The following is a 21,323-nucleotide window of genomic DNA, read 5'->3' as shown; positions in this document are numbered from 1 at the left end:
TCTTTCATAGATTCCGTTTCTAGTATATACGTATTTCATTTCCTCTGGCAAAGATTGTAGATAGAGAAAAGAGTTGAAACATAATATGAATGCACGTAAGCAATTATGGATAGCAGTTATATGTATGACCTTTGTTGTAATTCTAGGAACGCTAGGATTTATGACAATTGAAGAGATTAGCTTGTTTCAAGCATTTTGGATGACGATGATTACTGTATTAACTGTTGGATATGGTGATGCGGTTCCTGTGACACAGGCGGGAAAAGTTTTTGCGCTTCTTATTATACCTGTTGGTGTCGGTATCGTTACATATGCAATTGGGGTAGTAGCAGCTATGATTATTGAAGGAAATTTATTTCATGCAGTACGGAGGAAGAAGATGGATAAACAAATAGCACAGTTAGAAAATCATATTATAGTATGTGGTTGCGGAAGAGTAGGGCTTCAAGTTGTACATGAATTACAGGAAAAGAAAATCCCGTTTGTAGTTGTGGATAAAGATGGAAGTACATTCGAACAGGAAAAACTTTTATATGTACATGGAGATGCAACTGAAGATCACGTTTTACATAATGCTGGAATTTCAAAGGCAGCTGGTCTAGTTGCTATCGTAGCAAACGATGCTGAAAATGTATTTATTACATTAACGGCAAGAGGGCTCAATGATGCAATTAAAATAGTAGCAAGAGCTGAAAAACCAGAAACAGAAGAAAAATTACGGCGCGCTGGTGCAAATAAGGTTATTAATCCATCTAGTATGGCAGGAATTCATATAGCGAAAGGTATTGCGAATCCGTTAACAGTTCATTATATTGATACAGTATTGTATGGAGTGGAGCAATCATTTGTAATTGAAGAAATTCAAGTTGGTAAAGATTCTATCTTAGCCAATAAATCGTTACTAGAGAGTAATGTGAGAAATCAATTTGATGTAACGATTTTAGCGATTTTAAGAAATGGAGAAATTATCCACAATCCGACAGGGCAGGAAAAACTGCAAGAACATGATATGATAATAGTATTTGGTTCAGTTGAGAAACTGGGGCAATTTGAGAAAGAACTACAAAGTAAGAGGTGACAAGGAATGCAAGTATCTAGTGATAAGATTTTAAATAAAATGGCGAATGAAATTGCAAAGGCGAAAAGTAGTGAAGGACAGCAATCAAAAGAGCATTTATTAGTTGTACGTGCTTTATGTGATTTATTATTAGATGAACAAGTTGAGTCACATACGTATAGGGAACCACAAGTTCAATCACAAGTAATCGGATCTCAACCTATGACGACAGTTCAACCAGTTATGCCAGTTTCTGGAGAAAAAGTATATATAAAAGAAAATGATGCAAACGGTAATTCTTTATTTGATTTTTAAAAGTAAAATCGTTTGGCTTATATGTGAAAATTGCTTATGATAAAGGTAAAAAAGGGGAATTAAGATGAAAATTTTCTTTTTACTAGGTTGTATTGCAGCTGGGCTATCTGTTGCGTTGGGGGCCCTTGGAGCACATTTTTTAGAAAATAAAATTTCTGCAAAAATGTTAGAAGTGTGGAAAACGGGCGTTACATATCAAATGTTTCATGCAGGGGGATTATTCGTAGTTGCTTTATTAATGGACAAGATTCAATCGTCGCTTTTAAGCACTGCTGGTTGGCTCATGGTAGCCGGGATTATTATGTTCTCAGGCAGTCTTTATGCATTAAGTACGACAGGCATTAAGTTCTTTGGTCCAATTACACCGCTTGGTGGTGTAGCGTTTATTGTGGCGTGGATTTTAGTCGGAACTGCAGTTGTAAAAGGGTTATAAAAAACAAAAGCTGGCATTTGCCAGCTTTTTTTTATGACCTTGGAGCATAAGTTGCTTGTTGACCAGGTAAATACGCAATTTCTCCTGGGAATTCTACATAATCTAAGTAAATCATTAGTAGTAAATAGCGCTTTCCAGATTTTGGTTCACTAATAACGATATGATCACGGCCAGCTGCCTCGATAATCCCTGTATAAGATTGTGTACCAAGCGAACTACCACGTTCATAAGTCATTACAACTGTAGCTGGTTTACCCTTGTTTAAACGAAGGATATTTTCAATATACGATTGCTCTATTGGCAGCATACCTTGAGACACTGCATATTGAGCTTGAGCAGCTTGTTGTTGCATTGCTTGCTGTTGCTGTTGTTGCTGTTGTGGAGTCATTTGTTGCGGTTGCATATAAGTTCCAGATGGTTGATAAAAACCTGTTCCGTTGTATGGATTTTGTTGCTGTGCCATTTAAAAATCCCTCCTCATTTTCATTCCTTAATATACGCTAGGACAATCCTCACCAGATGGCTGGAAGAAGCAATGCTTTTTAAAGCGACCAGAATTTTGTTGGTTATACCAAGTTGGTGGACAAGGACCTTCAGGTCTAAAAAACCATAGGGCAAAATTGGCAGGCCAAAAACGTTGTCCTTGAATGGTTCGCCGCGCTAAGGCGATATCTTGTTCCCTTGCTCGTTGATAAAAGTACCCTTTTTGAGTTGCCTCAAAACCACCAGGATTTTGATAAACCATTTGGCGTAAATTACGTATTTTTTTAAAATCTAAACAATTTCCGCGGACACGATTTACCCCAACGTTTCCGACCATTAACATTCCTTGTTGCCCTTCTCCTTCGGCTTCAGCACGCATGAGTCTAGCTAATAACTTAACATCTTCTTCTGTATAAGCAATAACGCCCATTATGTGTCACCTCTCTTTTGGGAATGCATTGTAGAAAGAGGTTTATTTCTAGATGAAGTGTGGAACAATTACTAGTTCATACGTATGAGAAAAAGGACCTAGATATGACAACCAAACAAAGTTTTATATTTAGAGGGAAAAATAAAAAAGCTAGCGTGGGCTAGCTTTTTTTATCATTAAAATACTTTAGACCATAAGTTTGAGAAGAAATCACCAATTGAACGCATTGTTAAAACGAACCAATTTGCTTTTTCTACTTCTTCAGTCGTTTTTGCAGCAATTTTCATACTTTTATTTCCGTCTAAGAAACCGTATTTATCAGTTGATTCTAAAACGATTGAGCCTACTTTTGCATCTTTCTTAACAGGAGCAACTAAATGTCCATCTTCAGCAATTGATTTATCTGCTTCAGCTGAAATTTTGTAAGATGGTTTGCTACCTTTTGCAGTAACTACTGTCACTTCTTTTTCTGGTGCAACTGTTACGTAGTCTTCTTTTCCTTTTACTACAGAAATTTTGTTGTTTTTATCTATTTTTAATTTTTGTTTTTCGAAGTTATTAAATCCATATTCAATTAATGCGCGAGATTCTGTGAAACGTTCGTCCATTGATTTCGTTTTAATAATAACAGAAATAAGACGTAAATCACCGCGTTTTGCTGTAATGGTAAAACCATAGCCGGCTGTATCGGAACTTCCTGTTTTTAAACCATCTGATCCTTCGTAAGCAAAGGCAGCACCTGGTAACATCCAATTCCAATTTTCCATACGAATTGGTTTTGGATGATTATCTGGGAAGTTTCTAAATCTTTGTTTTGTATCCTCTAGCATTTCTGGATACTTTGTAATAATTGTTTTTGAAAGAATACCCATATCGCGAGCTGATAAAGAGTTTTCTCCATTCGGATCAGTTCCTTCAGGATGTTTTCCTTTTAAATCAGCATTATTTAATCCAGTAGCGTTTACAAATTTATATTTCTTTAACCCTAGTTTTTTCGCATGTTCATTTGCAAGACTTAAGAAGTTTTTCTCGCTTCCTGCAAGAATTTCCGCTAAAGCAATACTAGATCCATTTGCAGAAAAGATAACAATAGAATGATATAATTCTCTTACCGTATATTGGCGTCCTTTCTCAAAGGGAACGTTAGAGAATTCATTATTACGTGAGACTTCGTAAGCATAATCAGAGATGTTTACTTTCGTATCCCAAGTAATTTTACCTTCTTTAATCGCTTCTAAAACGGCATAAACAACAATTAATTTTGACATACTAGCAATAGCTAGTAATTCATCTGGATTTTGTTCATGCAGTATTTTTCCTGTATCTGCATCAAATAGAAGTGCAGCAGCTGCCTCTATATGTATTTTTTCTTCCGCATGGGATGTTGTTACTCCTAAGGAAGAAAATGACAATAAAAGCAATAGTAAAATAGACAAGATTTTCTTCATATACATTATCACCTTCGCATCGTTATTAGCATATAGCTCGTACCATTTTAGCATAAATTTGGATATTGGAAGGTTACAATTTTGCAAGAAATTCGAAAAAATGTCTATTTTTGTTGATAATTGATGAAAAAAGGGGATTTTCGGGAGAAATATATTAAATATGAAAAAAAGGAACGAATTTCGTTCCTTTTTCGATATTATACGTGTAAAAATTTCGCTACTTTTTCGTCTGGTAAAATGTTTCCGACAAAGAATGTACCAAATTCACCGTAGCGGGCACTTACTTCATCGAAGCGCATTTCATATATAAGTTTCTTAAATTGAAGAACATCGTCAGCGAATAATGTTACACCCCACTCAAAATCGTCGAATCCGACTGAGCCTGAAATAACTTGGCGTACTTTACCTGCGTACTGGCGACCGATTTTGCTATGACTGTACATAAGTTTCTTACGTTCTTCCATAGGAAGCATGTACCAGTTGTCATTACCTTGGCGACGCTTGTCCATTGGATAGAAACAAATGTGATTTGCTTTCGGTAACTCAGGATATAAGCGAGCTAAGATTTGTGGGTTTTGGTATGGATCTTCATCAGCTGGAAGGTAGTTACTTAGTTCAACAACAGATACGTAAGAATATGCAGGAACCATATATTCAGCTAATGTTGTTTTATTTAATTCTGTCTCAATTTCATTTAACTCTTCCATTGTTGGACGCAAGATCATAAGCATAATATCTGCTTTTTGACCAACAACCGTATACATTGCATGGCTACCTTTTTTTGCAGTAGCTACTTCGTTCCATTTTTCAACGACATTTAAAAATTCAGACACTGCTTGTCCGCGTTCGTCGCTAGATAATGTTTTCCATGCTGCCCAATCAATAGAACGTAAATCATGTAAACAATACCAGCCATCTAACGTTGTTGTTGCTTCACTCATTCTATTCACCTCAGTTAATGATATTTTACACGTTAACTATAGCATATATAGGTTTAAAATCATCTATATAAAGTTTCGGCGCATAAAATTGTCACATTTATATGTAATGAAAAACGGGAGAAAATAAGGCTTAAATAGGCTTTATTTCTAGGCTGAATTTTATGAAAATATAATCATTTTTATTTTATCTATTTTTTGGGGGCTATAAGTTTAAAATATAGATGAAAAGAAGTATTCTTAAAGGTAGAGTTTTTTAACATTTGTAGGAGGGTTTATTCGTGAGCAATTTATTTACAGCAGTAAAAGAAAAAGTTCAAGGAAAAGGCATTTCTATCGTACTTCCTGAAGGAACTGATGAAAGAATTTTAGGCGCTGCAGAGCGTTTAGCAAAAGAGGAACTAGTAAAACCAATTTTAGTTGGTAATAAAGAAGAAATTAGCGCGAAAGCTGCTAGCATGAACTTAACATTAGCAGGCGTTGATATTTACGATCCAGCTACATACGAAGAAATGGATGCAATGGTAGCATCTTTCGTTGAACGCCGTAAAGGTAAAGCAACAGAAGAAGACGCTCGCAAAATCCTTAAAGACGAAAACTACTTCGGTACAATGCTTGTATACATGGGCAAAGCACACGGTTTAGTAAGTGGTGCAGCTCATTCTACAGCTGATACAGTTCGTCCAGCACTTCAAATTATTAAAACAAAACCAGGCGTTACAAAAACTTCTGGCGTATTCATCATGGTACGTGAAGAAGAGAAATATGTATTCGCTGATTGCGCAATTAACATTGCACCAAACAGCCAAGATTTAGCTGAAATTGGTATCGAAAGTGCGAAAACTGCTGAACTATTCGGTATTGATCCACGCGTTGCTATGTTAAGCTTCTCTACAAAAGGTTCTGCGAAATCTCCAGAAACAGAAAAAGTTGTAGAAGCAACTCGCATTGCAAAAGAAATGGCTCCTGAATTAACTTTAGATGGAGAATTCCAATTCGATGCGGCATTCGTACCATCTGTAGCTGAGAAAAAAGCTCCAGGTTCTACAATTAAAGGTGATGCTAACGTATTCGTATTCCCAAGCTTAGAAGCTGGTAATATCGGTTACAAAATCGCTCAACGTTTAGGTAACTTCGAAGCAGTAGGACCAATCTTACAAGGTTTAAACATGCCTGTAAACGACCTATCTCGTGGATGTAACGAAGAAGAAGTGTACAAGTTAGCTTTAATTACAGCGGCTCAAGCACTTTAATTTTATAACGAATTGATATGAAAAATGACCATCCTATTTCGTGTATAACGGAATAGGATGGTCATTTTTGTTTTTTATTAAAGAATTAAGTAGTTTTAAATTATTAGGGGATATATATAATTTCAATAAGGGGAGGGAGCACGATGACAGTACATTATTTTATTGCTGCGGATAAAGAATTACCAGCAGTGAATGTAGGAGTGGGTGAAGGGGATAAAAATATAGAACCGTTTTTTATTAATTTATATGAAGAAGAGTTCGTAGAGATAGTTACATTAGAAACGAACTATGAGCCGATAAGAAAGCATTTTAATAAAATGTTTGTATACGAAATATATGGGTATTTATCTAGACCAGGCGGAAGTGTAAGGACATTATTTAATTACATAAATTGCAATTTAAACGATGGTGAAGAAATAGAAATCTATAGTTGTCTAGATGGAGAAGAAGCACACGAAAAGGATGATATGTTACAAATTACAATCGACTTGAAGAATCTTCAATTTGGTAAACATATTAAACTAAATAAGAAAAAATATATTGAGCAATTAGGGGATACATTTTTCTTAGAAGATAAACAATTTGTTGTGGTTAAGAAATAAAAGCATTTATATAAAAAATAGAAACCGCCGCTATTATAGCGACGGTTTCTATTTTTCTAAGCCAAGTGCCTTATTGTTACGATCAATAATACGTTGTAAATTCGTCTCGTATAAAGGAATTTCATCTAATGTTAGCTGAGATGGTGTTAACTTTGGAGCGAATTGCTGCAACGTTTTTAAAAGACGCATCATTAAATCTTGCACTGTAATTGTTTCGCCAAGTAATTCAGATAGGGAAGCCATCGTGCTCGGCACAATTTCAGGGTACGTAAATCGCGTTTCTTCTCCTTGAATTGCTACGTTGTAAAAATCACGAACGAGTGCGGCACGCTCAGAACCGCTTCCTGTAGCACATAGGTAAATTTGTACAGCAACGCCACCGCGAATACGGCGTTGTGAAATACCAGCAAATTTTTGATTACGAATACTTAAATCGTAGCTACCAGGGCAGTAAGAACCAACAATTTCTTTTGCCTCAATAGTAACGTCGTAATCTTTTAACATTTCCTTAATTAAATGCCACATCGTATCGTATCCAAGATCAATATCAATACCTTTTTCTGTTTCTTGGAATAGAAGTGATATGTTTAAAACGCCTTCATCAAGTACGACTGCAAGTCCACCAGAATTACGAACGATAACATTAAAGTCGTTTTGTTTTAAAAAGGAAATACCTTCTTCTAAATGTGGTAGGCGTGAATCTTGAATGCCTAGAACAATTGTATTGTGATGAACCCAAGAGCGCATTGTTGCAGCTGATTCGCCATTTCCAATACTTGTGCATAATGTGTCATCCATTGCGAATGACTGCAATGCATGGAATGTTGGTCCTAAACTAGACTGATCCACAATACGCCACTCTGGCTGAGATAAAATCGAACGGGAATTGCTCATTTAACTAACCCCTTATCTTTAAAATGACAATCTCTATTATAGCAAAAAAGAGGGAAGAAGGTTTTGGAAAGGAATCTTCTTAGCTAAGAATGATAAAGGGGGATTCTAAATTTGAAGAAGCACACATAGTTGAAGTGAAATAAAAAAGGATGCACATATGCATCCTTTTTATTCTGCGATTTTTTCTAAATTACCGTTTCGATCCATTCGGAAAGATGTTTGTGAGCGTTCCTCATCATCCATTACTGCCAATTTGCGAGCTCGGTTCATAATATTCATAAGTGTTTCGTAATCTTCTTGTACAGTATGAGATTGCTTTTCTAATTTTTCTAGTTTCTTTTCTAGTTCTTCATTTCGTAGCATTTGCGCTTTTATTTCTTGTTTCAATCTCGTATTCTCGTTTTCAAGAGCTGTTACTTTTATATTTGAAGATCCAACTGTTTGTAAAAAGTAAATAACATCTTGCATTGTTATTGAGCTTTTTGAAGCAGGAACAGTCGGTTCTTGATATGGGATAGTTTCTTTATATTGAACAGCTGTTTCGTATGGTACTAGTTCTTCATAATCATTTACCGCTTCTGAAGCTGGTGGTGTATAAAGTAAACGTTTTTTTGCTTGTTCACCGCTCGCAGCACGCATTTTATCTTTACGATGTTTTTTTGCTAGTTGAAGAGCTTGTTCATAGCTATAGCGAACAACAGCATTCCAGCGAAAACCACAAGCAGCTGATGTACGATTTAACTGATCTCCTACTTCTTCAAATGCATTTAATTGAGTACTTCCTTCTCGAACATGGCGAAGTACCGTTTCAGCAAGTAATAAATCGTCCTCGTCTGTCCAAGCATCTTGTCTCACTTTCATAGATTCAACTCCCTTTCTTTTTATGAACTTCCTATTTTTATAATGGGCAAAAAAACGAGCTTTTATACAAAGCTTTTAAAAATATGGTAGATTTCGATGAAGGGAAGAAATTTTGTCGTGAATGATGAAAGCACTTGTAGGAGAAAATATACATAATATGTAGCCTTACATAAGGGTAGAGCTATATGGGGAGACTTGCAACAAGCCTCAAAGAGCGGTAAAATACCATTTAGTGTTTATTTTTAAATGTACTTGTGAAAAGTTTAAAATAGAGGAAGTGTTATATAGTGGGAAACGAATTTCGTGTGTGCGATGATTGTCAGGCGACGAATGTTAGAACGTTAATTCCGAAGTTAAAAAAGGTAGATTCATGTGCAACGATTGAAGTTGGATGTCAATCATACTGCGGTCCTGGTCGTAAAAAATCATTTGCATTTGTAAATAATCGTCCAGTTGCAGCACCAACAGAAGATGAATTAATTGTAAAAATTGAAGCGAAGTTAAATAAGTAAGAAAAAGAAGAGTGAACAGATTACTCTTCTTTTTTTATGTTTATAAAACGAGATGGGATATTAAATGAGGATTTTGTATAGGTTCGTATTTCAAAATAATGGTTGACAGCCTTTTGGAGCGGTAGGTAGAATAGAAAGTATGATTCTGAGAATCATTATCAAGAAAGGGTCAATTCGCCTATTTTTTTTATTACTATTTGAGAATAAATTTCATTTCAATAAATATATGTGTTGGTTAGGATGGTTGAGGGATGGAAGCGAGCGCAAGGAGTATAGAGCAGCAAGAAGTGAATGTTAAAGAGATTAAGAGCAGACCGCTCATTGCTTCTATTATATTAATAGTGGGCACAATTTTGTTAGCTTTAAGTATGGCGGTTTCTATTTCATTTGGTGCAGCGGATATTAGTTTAAAGACTGTATGGCAAGCTGTGTTCCAGTTTGACGGTTCTATAACGCACCATAACGTAATTCAAGAATTACGCATGCCTAGAGCAATAGGGGGCGTAGTTGCAGGTGCCTTTTTAGCGGTATCAGGAGCAATTATGCAAGGCATGACACGAAATCCACTTGCATCACCATCGTTAATGGGAATTACAGATGGAGCTGTATTTGGAATTGCAATTATGTATGCATTTTTCCCTAATTCACCCTATTTAATGTTTGTTATCGCATCTTTTATTGGAGCTGCGTTTGGTGCGAGCATTGTATATGGTATTGGGTCTTCTTCACCAGGTGGATTAACGCCTGTAAAATTAGCCTTAGCTGGTGCGGCAATTAGTGCTTTATTAGGGGCAATTTCATCTGGAATTGCACTGTACTTCAACCTTGCCCAAGAGGTAAGTATGTGGAATGCAGGCGGTGTTGCCGGAGTGAAATGGCAAAGTATTAATATGTTAGTGCCGATTGGTCTAGTTTGTCTCATTATTGCAATTATGATGTCGAGATATATTACCATTTTAAGCTTTGGTGAAGAAATCGCGATTGGACTTGGTCAAAATACGACATTAATTAAATTTATCGGAACAGTACTTGTTCTTGTATTAACAGGTTCTGCAGTTTCTATGGCAGGATCGGTTGGATTCGTTGGACTTGTAATTCCGCATATGACTCGTTTCCTTGTAGGCTCAGACTATAGATGGGTTATCCCGTGTTCTGCGGTCTTAGGTGGATTGTTAATTGAATGTGCAGATATGTTATCTCGTATTATTAATCCACCATTTGAAACCCCAATTGGAGCAATTACAGCGCTAATTGGGGTTCCATTCTTCCTCTACTTAGCACGTAACGAAGGGAGAGGAAAAATGTGAGGACGAGTGTCTTAACAAAAAAGAATGTTTCAATTTTAACGATTTTAGTAGGATTAATCGTTGCTGTATTTTTAGTAAGCTTAAATACAGGAACATTTAAAATACCTCCAATGGATGTATTAAAGTCATTAGTTGGATTAGGTGCAGAAGATCAGTCTGTTATTTTATTTGAATTTCGTATGCCACGTATGGTTATTGCTATATTAGTTGGTTCTGCATTAGCTATGTCAGGTGCGATTTTGCAAGGGTTATCACGAAATCCACTCGCTGATCCAGGTATTATAGGTATTAACGCTGGAGCGGGATTAACAGTTGTTGTATTCGTCTACTTTTTCTTTGGAAAAGTTGGAACTGGTACACTTTTATCTGTATTTATCCTTCCATTCTTCGCGCTAGTTGGAGCGATATTAGCAGCGGTTATTATTTATTTACTTGCATGGAAAGATGGCGTTTCATCGACTCGATTAATACTTGTAGGTATCGCGGTTGCAGCGGGATTTGGTGCTGTTAGTTTAATTTTCTCTATGAAGATGACATCTAACGATTTCCGCTTTGCCACGATTTGGCTAGCGGGAAGTCTGTGGGGTACAGATTGGAAATTCGTACTAAGTGTACTTCCGTGGATGGTTATTTTCTTACCACTTGCCATTAGTAAAGCGCACATATTAAATGTAATGAATTTAGGCGACTCTACAGCAGTTGGCCTTGGCGTAAACGTAGAAAAGGAAAGACGTAAATTATTATTTATTGCAGTTTGTTTAGCTGGTGCATCTGTTGCTGTTGCGGGCGGAATCGGCTTTATCGGTTTAATGGCTCCGCATTTAGCGAGACGCCTCGTTGGTGGTAAACATCAAATTATGTTACCAACAGCTGCATTAATAGGAACGTTCTTGCTTTTATTTGCAGATGTAATTTCAAGAAGTGTGTTACCAACTTCAGAAATACCGGTCGGTCTTGTTATTTCTGTAATTGGCGCACCATATTTCATATATTTACTTATGAGGACAAAATAAAGGGAGGCTTTTTGTATGGCAACTTTAGCAGTTGATTCGGTATCTGTTGGCTATAATGAAGGGTTAATTATAGATGGATTAACAGTTGAAATTCCGGAAGGGAAAATTACAACGATTATTGGACCAAATGGTTGTGGGAAATCCACATTATTAAAAACGGCTTCTCGTATTTTGAAAGCAAAACGAGGTACTGTTTATCTTGATGGAAAAGCAATTGAGAAACAGCCAACAAAAGAAATCGCAAAGAAAATGGCGATCTTACCACAAACTGCAGAAGTGCCAACGGGCCTTACTGTGTTTGAACTTGTTTCATATGGACGTTTTCCTCATCAAAAAGGATTTGGAACATTGAAAGAAGAGGATTATCGCTACATTCATTGGGCACTTGAAGTGACGGGAATGACAGAATTCGCAAATCGTCCAGCAGAAGCTTTATCAGGTGGTCAGCGTCAACGTGTATGGATTGCGATGGCTCTTGCACAAGGAACAGATTTACTCGTGTTAGATGAACCAACAACATACTTAGATATGGCTCATCAACTTGAAGTATTAAACTTACTGAAGAAGTTAAACCAAGAAGAAGGCAGAACGATTGTTATGGTCATTCACGATTTAAATCATGCTTCTCGTTTCTCTGATCATATGATTGCATTAAAAGCTGGGAAGTTAATGAAACAAGGAACACCAGATGAAGTTATGACAAGTGAAACGCTTCGTAATGTATTTGAGATTGAAGCGCAAATCGTTCCATGTCCAGTAAACTGTAAACCAATTTGCTTAACATACGATTTAACGATGATTAGTAATCAATTGCGTAAAAAAGCATAATTAATAGAATGTCCCCCTCTTAAAGAGGTAAGAGGGGGGATTCTAATGGACGTTGAGCTTCTTATTGATGAATGGGAAGTTGAACGCCCGTTAGAATGGGCTATAAACAACAATTAATAAAAATATATTAATTAAATGTTGTTTTTGTTTCTTATAGTTAAATGCAAATTATAAGAGAAATACAGCTAGAAGGAGTGGGAATATGAAGAAATTTAAAACGGCACTATTAGCAATGGTACTAGTTGTTACTTCTGTACTATTTGCGGCTTGTTCTTCTAACAAAGAAGAAAAGAAAGCAGATGCGAAGACTGAAGAGCGCACTGTACAACACGCAAAAGGGGAAATTAAAATTCCTGCAAATCCAAAGAAAATCGCTGACCTTAGTGGTTCAACAGAAGAATTATTAATTTTCGGTATGAAACCGATTATTACTGCAAATACAACACAAGAAAAAATTGATGGACATATCGCGAAGAAATTAGAAGGTGTAAAACCAGTTGGTTCTGCTTGGGGCGATAAAATTAACATCGAGGCAGTAGCTGCTGCAAAACCAGATTTAATTCTTGTAAACAATCGTCAAGAAAAGATCTACGATCAATTATCTAAAATTGCACCAACAGTTATGTTAAAAACTCCACTAGACCAATGGCGTCCAAAATTCGAAGAAGTAGGTCAAATCTTCGGTAAAGAGAAAGAAACAAAAGAATGGTTCAAGCAGTATGATGAAAAAGCAAGCAAATTACATGACAAAATCATCGCAAAAACTGGCGATGCAACATTCATGAAAATGGCTGCATATCCAAATGCATTCCGCGTATACGGTGACTACGGTTACGGTAGCGTAATCTTTAATGACTTAAAATTACCAGCAGTTAAAGGTACACCAACTGATAAACCGCTAGTACAAGTACAAAAAGAAGCTTTAATCGATTACAACCCAGATTACTTATTCGTATTTACAACTGGTGACGGTTCTCAGCGTCTAAAAGAATTCCAAGAAGAATCAATTTGGAAAAACATGAACGCTGTTAAAAACAATCACGTATTCACAATTAGCAATGAAGACCTAAACAAAGGATACTTCCCACTAGGTAAAGAAATGATCTTAGACGAAGTTGCTGAGTTTGTTTTAGGAAAATAATATACAAAAAGAAATCACTTTTACTTCGGTAAAAGTGATTTCTTTTTGTATATACAAGGAATTAATATAGTCTTTCATTTCTTTCTGTTTCCTATATCGTTTATAATATATAGTAAGAATGCAGTAAAGAAAGGGGGATGTCGGAAGGTGGTATATTTAAACGACAAACTCAGCGAAACAAAAGTGTTTAAAGACCCAGTACATAAATATGTGCACGTGCGTGATCGTGTTATTTGGGATTTAATCGGAACGAAAGAATTTCAACGCTTGCGCCGTATTAAGCAGCTTGGAACGACATTTTTTACATTTCACGGTGCAGAGCATAGTCGCTTTACTCATTCGTTAGGTGTATATGAAATTATTCGTCGTATGATTGATGATGTGTTTGATGGCAGACCAAATTGGAATGCTGAAGATAGATTATTATGTTTATGTGCGGCATTACTTCATGATGTCGGCCACGGCCCATTTTCTCACTCGTTTGAAAAAGTATTTTCGTTAGATCATGAGAAATTTACGCAAAAGATTATCGTTGGCGATACGGAAATTAATGATGTGTTAAGCCGTGTTGATAAGGAGTTTCCACAAAAGGTAGCAGATGTAATTGCAAAAACATCTACTAATAAACTAGCGATTAGTATGATTTCAAGCCAAATTGATGCTGATCGTATGGATTATTTATTAAGAGATGCTTATTTCACAGGTGTAAAGTATGGCAACTTTGATATGGAACGTATACTGCGTGTCATGCGTCCATATGGGAATCAAGTAGTCATTAAAAATAGTGGTATGCATGCTGTAGAGCATTATATTATGAGCCGTTATCAAATGTATTGGCAAGTATATTTCCATCCGGTAACGCGTAGTGCAGAAGTTATTTTAACGAAGATTTTACATCGAGCGAAATCATTGCATGAGAAGTACTATACTTTTAAATATCATCCTGTTCATTTCTACTCTTTATTTGAAGAAGAGGTAACAGTAGAGGATTATTTAAAGCTAGACGAGAACGTTATGTATTATTACTTCCAAGTATGGCAAGACGAAGAAGATCCAATTTTAAGTGATTTATGCCGCCGATTTATGAATCGAAATCTATTTAAGTATGTAGAGTTTACGGATAAGCACGGTTTAGATAATTGGATGGAGCTAAGTAGCTTATTTAAAAAGATTGGATTAGATCCAGAGTATTATTTAGTTGTTGATTCAACATCGGATTTACCGTATGACTTTTACCGCGCAGGAGAAGAAGAAGAGCGTCTGCCAATCTTACTCCTTATGCCTAACGGGGAACTTAGAGAGCTTTCACGTGAATCGGATATTGTTGAGGCGATTACGGGTAAGAAGAGAACGGATCAAAAGTTATTTTATCCGCATGATTTAATCTATGAAGATGGAAGAAAAGGAAAATATAAAGAAAGAATTATCGAGTTGTTAGAAGGAAAAAAATAAGAAGCAGCTAATGGCTGCTTCTTATGAAAAACTTGAAATTATTTGTCGCTTAAGCGTTTTCCACCAACTGCATAATGGTTTTTAGACATTTCTTCGATGAAAACAACGATGTTTTCTTCAGGAGCACCAGTTGTTTCGCTTACTGCTGCGGTTACTTTCTCAGCAAGAGCTTTCTTTTGTTCTTCTGTGCGTCCTTCTAGCATTTTCACTGTTACGTATGGCATGTACAATCGCTCCTTTTATGTAATTTACATTCTTATTATAGCGGATTATGAGGAAGAACAATCGAAAAAACAAATATTTTCTTTTTTTGACATATGGAAGAGGAGATGAAGTATGGATCAGTTATTTAGATACCCGTTGCACCAAATTCCGTTGGTAGCAATGGCAATTATTATTGCGCTATCTGTGCATGAATTTGCACATGCGTATGTTGCATATAAATTTGGAGATGATACAGCAAAGAAACAGGGACGGTTAACATTATCGCCGATGGCTCACTTAGATCCTATCGGGATGATTGCTGTATTAATTCTTGGATTCGGTTGGGCAAGACCAGTGCCGGTTAACCCGTATAACTTCAAAAAACCGCGTCTTGCAGGAATCTTAGTTTCTATTGCAGGACCGATAAGTAATTTAATTTTAAGTGCAATAGGTTTAATTATTTGGTATAGCCTATTAACATTTGGAGTATTAGATTCCATTCCATTTGCAGTAGCAGATACGTTAGCTCAATTTTTTCAAATTTTTATTATGCTTAATATTGTTTTACTTGTATTTAACTTATTACCGATTCCACCACTTGATGGATATCGCGTTGTTGAAGATTTAGCACCAGCAAATGTGCGTGCAAAAATGACTCAGTATGAAAAGTATGGATCAATTGCTTTGTTAATTCTTGTTATTACACCGCTTAGCAATTACACAATTCAGCCTATTTTCAATGTTGTTATTCCGTATGTATTAGTATTTTTACAAAATATCATTGCGCCTATTTTCGGGCTTTTATAATCATTAAGCGAGGAGGAAGTTACATATGACAGAGAAAAAGAAAAAGATTGGTTTTAATATTGTAAAGAATGACTCAACAGATGGACATGGTGGGTTTGGAGTTGGAGCATTAAGTCTAGAAAATATTTCTCCTGTATTTGTTGATGTATTAGAAAAAACTGCGTTCGTTGATATTGGTGCGATGCATGCGCGTAGCACAGTAGAAAAAGGAATTAAGTTTTTAACAAATAAAGATGAAGTTCCAAACGGAAAACCATTTTGGCTTGTTTGGGTAACGATTGAAAGAACGGCAACCGGTGCTTATTACGCAGGTGTAACAGCTTGTGAAATGACAGTAGACCGTGAAATTCGCCGCGGATATAAATCACTTCCAGAGCATGTAAACAAAATGGATAAATCATTAAAGCGTCACATTATGGTTGACCATATGGATGAATCATCTAAAAAAGTACTTGGTGCATTTTTAAAAGAGCATAACGAAGCAATTTGGAACGAATCTAGTGAAGAATTGCGTCACGCATTATTAGGTGAATAAAAATAGCTGACGGATTTCCGTCAGCTATTTTTTTTACCACGGGAGATATTTCTTCCACCAACTTGCTTTGGTTTTTTCTTCACTAGCCTTTTCAAACTCTTCTTTATCATCAACGTGATCCATACAATATTCAGTCGGCTCTGTACCTTTTGCGAAATACATTTTTACAGAAATTGGACAGTTTTTTGTAGCGATTTTGCCGTTTTCAGGGTTAACGTCGACTGCTACAACATCACTTGGTCGTTTAAAATCCTTTTTAGGCTGTCCATCTAAGCCTTTTTCCATCGTATCGGTCCATATTTTTTTCGCATATCCTTGTTCTGCTGGGTTTGAAATTGATTTAGGTTGATCGTATCCAACCCATACACCAGTTACGAGTTGGGGGGTAAATCCAATCATCCAACTATCAGTTTCGGTAGAACCAGACTTTCCAGCATATGTTCTTGATAGTTTTGATAACATTGATTGACCGGTTACAGCGGCATAACTGCTTAGTTTTTTATTAAACATACCTGTCATCATTTCTTCCATCACAAAAGCTTTGCTCTTATCGAGAACTTGCTTACTCTCCAAATGAGCATCGTATAACATATTCCCTTCATGATCCATAATGCGGCGAATAAAAATAGGTTTTATTTCTTTTCCACCGTTTGCGAACATGCTATAAGCATTCACCATTTCAATTGGTTTTACAGGAGATGTACCGAGAGCAAGAGAAGGAACGTCTTTTAATGCACTTGTAATTCCGAATTGCTTCGCCGTTTTTGCGAGTGTGTCTTCTCCTAAAAACAAATTCGTTTTCACAGCATATACGTTATCAGAGACTGCGAGAGCTTGTGCCATCGTTACAAAATCATCTGCATAATAATCTTTATAGTTTTTCGGTTTATACTTTGATACACCATCACCTAAAGTGAATACAGTATATTCACTTTTTAAGCGTGTAGCAGGGGTAAATCCTCGTTCTAAGGCCGCATAATATAGGAATGGCTTGAATGTAGAACCAGGCTGACGAGCGGCCTGTGTAGCCCTATTAAATTGACTCGTATTATAATTGGTTCCACCAACAAGGGCAGCCACTTCACCAGTTTTGGGATTCATGGAGACGAGGGCAGTTTGTATGTTTGTTGTTTCAGGTATATGATCTTTTACAGCTTGCTCTGCTACAGATTGTAATTTAGGGTCTAGAGTTGTATAAATACGTAAGCCACCTCGCTGTAAGGCTTGCTCATCTAATCCGATATCACGAAGAAGAGAAGCTTGTACAGCATCTTGGAAATAAGGTGCAATCTCTGCTACTTTTTTCGTATCCAATGAGGCAAATGTAAGAGTTTCCTTTTTTGCCGAGGCTGCTTGCTGTTTTGTAATATATCCTTGTTCTACCATTTCATCTAGTATGAGAGATTGACGCCCTTTAGCACGTTCTTCTTTTAAAAAAGGAGAGTAAACGCTGGGTCCTTTCGGAATACCTGCTAGCATGCTAGCTTCTGCTAATGTTAATTCTTTTGCCGTTTTATCGAAATACAGACGAGACGCAGCTTCGATTCCGTAAGCGCCGTGCCCATAATAAATTGTATTTAAATATCCTTCTAAAATATGATTTTTATTATAGTTTACTTCAAGACGAATGGTATACATTGCTTCTAATAGTTTACGTTTCCACGTCTTATCATGATCTAAGTAAAGGTTACGAGCATACTGTTGTGTAATAGTACTAGCACCTTGTACTTTTGCCATTGCTTTTAAATCGGCAATAATGGCACCGGCAATGCGCCTCATATCAAAGCCATGGTGCTTGTAAAAACGTTGGTCTTCAATAGAGATTGACGCCTCTTTTACATAAGGAGAAATTTCATCGAGAGATACATTATAGCGTTTTTGCATTTCATTACTTTGTCCTATAACAGTGTCATCGTTAGCGTAAAAGACACTTGTTTGTGGAACCGCAACAGGGGGAGGTCCCATGATTTTTGCAGCTATAATGATAATGAAAAAGGAAAAAACGAAAAAAAGAACACAAGAGAACATTATGGTGAAGAAAAGACGTTTATATTTTTTAAGTTTTGGATTCATAGTTTGATCCATCTTTTTCAGCCCCTCATTAATACAAGCATTATTGTATTAGTATTGAGGGTTTTCGTTTATTTTAAACAATGAAGTTTCTAAAATAAAAAGAGCCCCTTCACTTAAGAAAGGAGCTCAAAAGCACGTGCTGGCCAATCGGTAATGATGACATCTACGCCATAATCAATCATAGTTTGTAAATCTTTAGATTCATTAATGGTGTAAGGGCGGAATACATATCCTTGCCCTTGTGCTAATTGGACAAACTCTTCCGTTAATAATTGAAAGTTTGGGTGTAATCCAGTTGCCTCACGTTTTTTTGCTTCAGCAATAGGATCGGCAAGTGGTGTATCGTACAAAATCGCTCTTGGAATTTCTGGAGCAATTGTTGCTAATAATGAAACAGAATCATGGTTAAATGATGAAAATACAATTTGATTGGATAGATGATACTCACGAACAAGAGCAACAACTTTTTCCTCGATATTTGGATAGTGAATGACATCTGTTTTTAATTCAATGTTGAGCTGTAAATTTGTTGTAGATAGCCAAATGAATACTTCGCGTAACGTTGGAATTTTTGCTTCATGGAAAGAAGGATCTTTATGGCTACCGGCATCTAAAGCTTGTAATTCCTCTACCGTTTTTTCAGATACAAGTCCTACACCATTTGTTGTACGATCGACTGTTTCATCGTGAATCACAACAAGTTCACCATCTTTTGATAGGTGGACATCAAGTTCAATTCCATGAGCACCAATGCGTTCAGCTTCTTGGAAGGCAATCATCGTATTTTCTGGATGTGTTCCTTTTACCCCGCGGTGAGCGAAAATAAGTGGTTTATTCATGTGAAAATCTCCTTATCGTTTCGTTTCTTTCATTATGAAACTGCTTTGAGAAAAATACAATTGAATAGGACAAACATTTACAAAAGTCTAACAGTTGCACAAAAGTTAACGTTAACGTAAAATGTAATAATCAAGTAAAGGGAGGAATAAACATGTATAAAATTGATGAAGTAACAAAACAAGTTGGTTTAACAAAACGTACACTTCGTTATTATGAGGAAATTGGTTTAATTCATCCCCCGGAGCGTAGTGAGGGGAATATTCGCCTGTATACAGATGAGGATATTGCAAGAATTAAAAGGATTGTAGAAGCAAAAGAAGTGTTAGGAATCACACTTCAAGAAATGCAGCATTTCTTATCGTTAAAAGAAAGGATGGAACACAGAAGAAATAGTGAAAATCCTCGTGATCGTGAAGTTATTCAAGAAATTAAAGAGATGCTTGAAAAACAAGTGCAAACGTTAGACGAGAAAATGGAGCAAATGCAGCGCGTGAAGGCGGAGCTAGAGGATAGTTTAAGTCGAGCGGTTACATTTTTAGAGAATACAAAAGGAGAGTAATCAAAATGGAGAGTAAACAAAAACTAGGGAGATTGATTACAGTAGTGGCTACCTTCCTTGCCTTTTCAGGTATAGGGGTAGTCGATCCAATTTTGCCGATTATTGCTGAGAAAATAGGTGCAACGCATTGGCAAGTTGAAATGTTATTTACAGCATATATTTTAACGATGGCAATTATGATGTTGCCAGCCGGTATATTTGCATCAAGATTTGGTGATAAGAGAATGATGACAATTGGTCTTGCAATTGTGACTGTATTTGCATTTATATGCGGTATATCGCAAACGATTGCTCAATTATCTCTTTTCCGCGCAGGATGGGGATTAGGAAATGCGATGTTTTTTGCAACAGCAATGACATTATTAATTGCATTAAGTAAAGAAGTTCATGAAGCAGTAGGACTATATGAAGCAGCAATTGGTTTAGGGATGGCTGGTGGGCCGTTACTAGGTGGTATATTAGGTGGACATTCTTGGCGTTATCCATTTTTTGCGACGAGTATTTTAATTTTCTTAGCATTTATTTTAGTTTTCTTTTTTGTAAAAGAGCCGGAGCGAAAAGTGAAGCGTAAAGCAGCTGGTGTGGGAGAATTACTTAACTTAGTGAAATATAAACCATTTATGCAAGGTGCCATTTCAGGGATGTTATACTACTACGGATTTTTCGTCGTGCTAGCATATTCACCACTTATTATGCATTTATCTGCTATTCAATTAGGGTTTGTATTTTGTGGATGGGGATTAGCGTTAGCTTACGGTTCAGCAATATTAGCACATAAGCTGGAAGGTAAATATGAACCGAAAACATTGTTAAAAGGTAGTTTACTCGTATTTGCGATGTTATTAATTGCACTATTCTTCGTAAAAGTTATGTGGTTACAAATCGTATTAATTGTTCTATCTGGATTAACATCAGGATTAAATAATGCATTATATACAAGTTATGTAATGGATATTTCACCTTATGAAAGATCTGTTACGTCAGGTGTTTATAACTTCGTTCGTTGGTTAGGGGGCGCGATTGCTCCAATTTTATCAGGAGTCATCGGTCATATAGTTTCGCCGCAAAGCCCATTTTTAGTTGGTGGAATTGTTGTATTAGTTGGTTGTATTATAATCTTAGTTCCGATTCGTAAACCAGTAGAAGTAGAGACAAAAACCCTTTCTTAAGAAAGGGTTTTCTTTCCTATTACAGGACAACCCCTTTTCACATAGATGTTAGAACGCTCTGACTAAAATATATTTTCGGTATTTTTGTACTTTTAACTATACTTTTTGGATGTTTTGTTTTATTTTTGTTAGGGGACATTAATGATGTCCCTATTATAAATTTGCAGCG

General features: G+C 36.3%; 24 protein-coding genes. 15 read left to right on the top strand and 9 right to left on the bottom strand.

The features are described from left to right. Positions 1-85: 85 nt before the first annotated feature. The 3 genes from MR109_RS07455 (at position 86) to MR109_RS07445 (ending at position 1,805) form a co-directional block, all read left to right on the top strand. A complete protein-coding gene (locus MR109_RS07455; RefSeq protein ID WP_071719644.1) occupies positions 86-1,078 on the top strand; it encodes a potassium channel family protein in 993 nt (330 codons plus the stop codon). Between the two features lie 6 nt (positions 1,079-1,084). Then, complete coding sequence (locus MR109_RS07450) at positions 1,085-1,372, top strand: YwdI family protein (RefSeq protein ID WP_002174423.1); 288 nt, start codon at positions 1,085-1,087, stop codon at positions 1,370-1,372. Positions 1,373-1,436: 64 nt separating this feature from the next. Next, entirely contained in the window at positions 1,437-1,805 is a 369-nt protein-coding gene (locus tag MR109_RS07445) for a DUF423 domain-containing protein (RefSeq protein ID WP_178940872.1), read from the top strand. A gap of 31 nt (positions 1,806-1,836) precedes the next feature. Here MR109_RS07445 and gerQ read toward each other — a convergent pair whose 3' ends face one another. From gerQ to hemQ, 4 genes are all read right to left on the bottom strand, one after another. Beyond that, a complete protein-coding gene (gene gerQ / locus MR109_RS07440) occupies positions 1,837-2,268 on the bottom strand; it encodes a spore coat protein GerQ (protein ID WP_098473508.1) in 432 nt (143 codons plus the stop codon). A 27-nt stretch (positions 2,269-2,295) separates the two neighbouring features. Then, positions 2,296-2,718: a cell wall hydrolase CwlJ gene (gene cwlJ / locus MR109_RS07435; RefSeq protein ID WP_048374929.1), complete on the bottom strand. Its 423-nt coding sequence runs from the start codon at positions 2,716-2,718 to the stop codon at positions 2,296-2,298. Between the two features lie 176 nt (positions 2,719-2,894). Next, positions 2,895-4,172, bottom strand: a complete 1,278-nt coding sequence (locus tag MR109_RS07430) for a serine hydrolase (RefSeq protein ID WP_242271558.1) — start codon at positions 4,170-4,172, stop codon at positions 2,895-2,897. Positions 4,173-4,363: 191 nt separating this feature from the next. Further along, positions 4,364-5,107, bottom strand: a complete 744-nt coding sequence (gene hemQ / locus MR109_RS07425; protein ID WP_025147009.1) for a hydrogen peroxide-dependent heme synthase — start codon at positions 5,105-5,107, stop codon at positions 4,364-4,366. Between the two features lie 278 nt (positions 5,108-5,385). Between hemQ and pta the strand changes: the two genes are divergently transcribed. Further along, the gene (pta, locus tag MR109_RS07420; RefSeq protein WP_113304241.1) at positions 5,386-6,357 is read left to right on the top strand and encodes a phosphate acetyltransferase; all 972 of its coding nucleotides are present in this window, start codon (positions 5,386-5,388) and stop codon (positions 6,355-6,357) included. Between the two features lie 143 nt (positions 6,358-6,500). Continuing rightward, complete coding sequence (locus tag MR109_RS07415) at positions 6,501-6,959, top strand: hypothetical protein (RefSeq protein ID WP_242271557.1); 459 nt, start codon at positions 6,501-6,503, stop codon at positions 6,957-6,959. 48 nt (positions 6,960-7,007) lie between these two features. Here the strand turns inward: MR109_RS07415 and lipL are convergent, their stop codons facing one another. Next, entirely contained in the window at positions 7,008-7,853 is an 846-nt protein-coding gene (lipL, locus tag MR109_RS07410; protein WP_242271556.1) for an octanoyl-[GcvH]:protein N-octanoyltransferase, read from the bottom strand. Positions 7,854-8,021: 168 nt separating this feature from the next. Then, positions 8,022-8,714: an RsfA family transcriptional regulator gene (locus tag MR109_RS07405; protein ID WP_048374921.1), complete on the bottom strand. Its 693-nt coding sequence runs from the start codon at positions 8,712-8,714 to the stop codon at positions 8,022-8,024. Between the two features lie 287 nt (positions 8,715-9,001). On the opposite strand from MR109_RS07405, the gene MR109_RS07400 reads away from it, so the two are divergent. From MR109_RS07400 to MR109_RS07375, 6 genes are all read left to right on the top strand, one after another. Beyond that, positions 9,002-9,226: a YuzB family protein gene (locus tag MR109_RS07400; RefSeq protein WP_242271555.1), complete on the top strand. Its 225-nt coding sequence runs from the start codon at positions 9,002-9,004 to the stop codon at positions 9,224-9,226. 251 nt (positions 9,227-9,477) lie between these two features. Then, on the top strand, positions 9,478-10,533 hold the full coding sequence (locus MR109_RS07395; protein WP_048374917.1) for a FecCD family ABC transporter permease: 1,056 nt from the start codon (positions 9,478-9,480) through the stop codon (positions 10,531-10,533). Then, positions 10,530-11,546 (top strand): FecCD family ABC transporter permease, encoded by a 1,017-nt coding sequence (locus tag MR109_RS07390; RefSeq protein ID WP_001260763.1) that lies wholly within the window; start codon positions 10,530-10,532, stop codon positions 11,544-11,546. Before MR109_RS07395 ends, MR109_RS07390 begins: the two co-directional genes overlap by 4 nt. A 15-nt stretch (positions 11,547-11,561) precedes the next feature. Further along, entirely contained in the window at positions 11,562-12,374 is an 813-nt protein-coding gene (locus MR109_RS07385) for an ABC transporter ATP-binding protein (protein ID WP_002174412.1), read from the top strand. Positions 12,375-12,576: 202 nt separating this feature from the next. Next, positions 12,577-13,515 carry an ABC transporter substrate-binding protein gene (locus MR109_RS07380; RefSeq protein WP_002174411.1) on the top strand — a complete coding sequence of 313 codons (939 nt, stop codon included), beginning with the start codon at positions 12,577-12,579 and terminating at the stop codon, positions 13,513-13,515. A 147-nt stretch (positions 13,516-13,662) separates the two neighbouring features. Beyond that, positions 13,663-14,967: an HD domain-containing protein gene (locus MR109_RS07375; RefSeq protein WP_098303661.1), complete on the top strand. Its 1,305-nt coding sequence runs from the start codon at positions 13,663-13,665 to the stop codon at positions 14,965-14,967. A 38-nt stretch (positions 14,968-15,005) separates the two neighbouring features. Here MR109_RS07375 and MR109_RS07370 read toward each other — a convergent pair whose 3' ends face one another. Next, a complete protein-coding gene (locus MR109_RS07370; RefSeq protein WP_001147171.1) occupies positions 15,006-15,191 on the bottom strand; it encodes a 2-hydroxymuconate tautomerase in 186 nt (61 codons plus the stop codon). 112 nt (positions 15,192-15,303) lie between these two features. Between MR109_RS07370 and MR109_RS07365 the strand changes: the two genes are divergently transcribed. Next, positions 15,304-15,978, top strand: coding sequence for a site-2 protease family protein (locus tag MR109_RS07365; protein WP_178940875.1), 675 nt, complete (start codon positions 15,304-15,306; stop codon positions 15,976-15,978). Between the two features lie 25 nt (positions 15,979-16,003). After that, a complete protein-coding gene (locus MR109_RS07360) occupies positions 16,004-16,513 on the top strand; it encodes a YwhD family protein (protein WP_025147013.1) in 510 nt (169 codons plus the stop codon). Between the two features lie 33 nt (positions 16,514-16,546). On the opposite strand, the gene MR109_RS07355 is transcribed toward MR109_RS07360, so the two are convergent. Both MR109_RS07355 and MR109_RS07350 read right to left on the bottom strand, forming a co-directional pair. Further along, the gene (locus MR109_RS07355; RefSeq protein WP_242271554.1) at positions 16,547-18,598 is read right to left on the bottom strand and encodes a transglycosylase domain-containing protein; all 2,052 of its coding nucleotides are present in this window, start codon (positions 18,596-18,598) and stop codon (positions 16,547-16,549) included. A gap of 101 nt (positions 18,599-18,699) precedes the next feature. Beyond that, on the bottom strand, positions 18,700-19,425 hold the full coding sequence (locus MR109_RS07350) for a glycerophosphodiester phosphodiesterase (RefSeq protein WP_048374909.1): 726 nt from the start codon (positions 19,423-19,425) through the stop codon (positions 18,700-18,702). A 152-nt stretch (positions 19,426-19,577) separates the two neighbouring features. Here MR109_RS07350 and MR109_RS07345 point away from each other — a divergent pair, with 152 nt between their 5' ends. Both MR109_RS07345 and MR109_RS07340 read left to right on the top strand, forming a co-directional pair. Next, entirely contained in the window at positions 19,578-19,985 is a 408-nt protein-coding gene (locus MR109_RS07345) for a MerR family transcriptional regulator (RefSeq protein ID WP_071719652.1), read from the top strand. Positions 19,986-19,990: 5 nt separating this feature from the next. Next, on the top strand, positions 19,991-21,154 hold the full coding sequence (locus MR109_RS07340) for an MFS transporter (protein ID WP_002174404.1): 1,164 nt from the start codon (positions 19,991-19,993) through the stop codon (positions 21,152-21,154). The last annotated feature ends 169 nt before the right edge of the window (positions 21,155-21,323 follow it).

Origin of the sequence: Bacillus cereus group sp. BfR-BA-01310 (genome assembly GCF_022664325.1) — a bacterium.
GTDB classification, from domain to species: domain Bacteria; phylum Bacillota; class Bacilli; order Bacillales; family Bacillaceae_G; genus Bacillus_A; species Bacillus_A paramycoides.
The sequence above is the reverse complement of the archived record's forward strand: the minus strand, read 5'-3'. Positions and strand labels throughout refer to the sequence as shown.

Bases quoted from the DNA above. Each gene is read 5' to 3' on its own strand.
- MR109_RS07455 (WP_071719644.1), top strand. From the start codon at position 86: ATGAATGCACGTAAGCAATTATGGATAGCAGTTATATGTATGACCTTT.
- MR109_RS07450 (WP_002174423.1), top strand. From the start codon at position 1,085: ATGCAAGTATCTAGTGATAAGATTTTAAATAAAATGGCGAATGAAATT.
- MR109_RS07445 (WP_178940872.1), top strand. From the start codon at position 1,437: ATGAAAATTTTCTTTTTACTAGGTTGTATTGCAGCTGGGCTATCTGTT.
- gerQ (WP_098473508.1), bottom strand. From the start codon at position 2,268: ATGGCACAGCAACAAAATCCATACAACGGAACAGGTTTTTATCAACCA.
- cwlJ (WP_048374929.1), bottom strand. From the start codon at position 2,718: ATGGGCGTTATTGCTTATACAGAAGAAGATGTTAAGTTATTAGCTAGA.
- MR109_RS07430 (WP_242271558.1), bottom strand. From the start codon at position 4,172: ATGTATATGAAGAAAATCTTGTCTATTTTACTATTGCTTTTATTGTCA.
- hemQ (WP_025147009.1), bottom strand. From the start codon at position 5,107: ATGAGTGAAGCAACAACAACGTTAGATGGCTGGTATTGTTTACATGAT.
- MR109_RS07415 (WP_242271557.1), top strand. From the start codon at position 6,501: ATGACAGTACATTATTTTATTGCTGCGGATAAAGAATTACCAGCAGTG.
- lipL (WP_242271556.1), bottom strand. From the start codon at position 7,853: ATGAGCAATTCCCGTTCGATTTTATCTCAGCCAGAGTGGCGTATTGTG.
- MR109_RS07405 (WP_048374921.1), bottom strand. From the start codon at position 8,714: ATGAAAGTGAGACAAGATGCTTGGACAGACGAGGACGATTTATTACTT.
- MR109_RS07395 (WP_048374917.1), top strand. From the start codon at position 9,478: ATGGAAGCGAGCGCAAGGAGTATAGAGCAGCAAGAAGTGAATGTTAAA.
- MR109_RS07385 (WP_002174412.1), top strand. From the start codon at position 11,562: ATGGCAACTTTAGCAGTTGATTCGGTATCTGTTGGCTATAATGAAGGG.
- MR109_RS07380 (WP_002174411.1), top strand. From the start codon at position 12,577: ATGAAGAAATTTAAAACGGCACTATTAGCAATGGTACTAGTTGTTACT.
- MR109_RS07370 (WP_001147171.1), bottom strand. From the start codon at position 15,191: ATGCCATACGTAACAGTGAAAATGCTAGAAGGACGCACAGAAGAACAA.
- MR109_RS07365 (WP_178940875.1), top strand. From the start codon at position 15,304: ATGGATCAGTTATTTAGATACCCGTTGCACCAAATTCCGTTGGTAGCA.
- MR109_RS07360 (WP_025147013.1), top strand. From the start codon at position 16,004: ATGACAGAGAAAAAGAAAAAGATTGGTTTTAATATTGTAAAGAATGAC.
- MR109_RS07355 (WP_242271554.1), bottom strand. From the start codon at position 18,598: ATGGATCAAACTATGAATCCAAAACTTAAAAAATATAAACGTCTTTTC.
- MR109_RS07350 (WP_048374909.1), bottom strand. From the start codon at position 19,425: ATGAATAAACCACTTATTTTCGCTCACCGCGGGGTAAAAGGAACACAT.
- MR109_RS07345 (WP_071719652.1), top strand. From the start codon at position 19,578: ATGTATAAAATTGATGAAGTAACAAAACAAGTTGGTTTAACAAAACGT.
- MR109_RS07340 (WP_002174404.1), top strand. From the start codon at position 19,991: ATGGAGAGTAAACAAAAACTAGGGAGATTGATTACAGTAGTGGCTACC.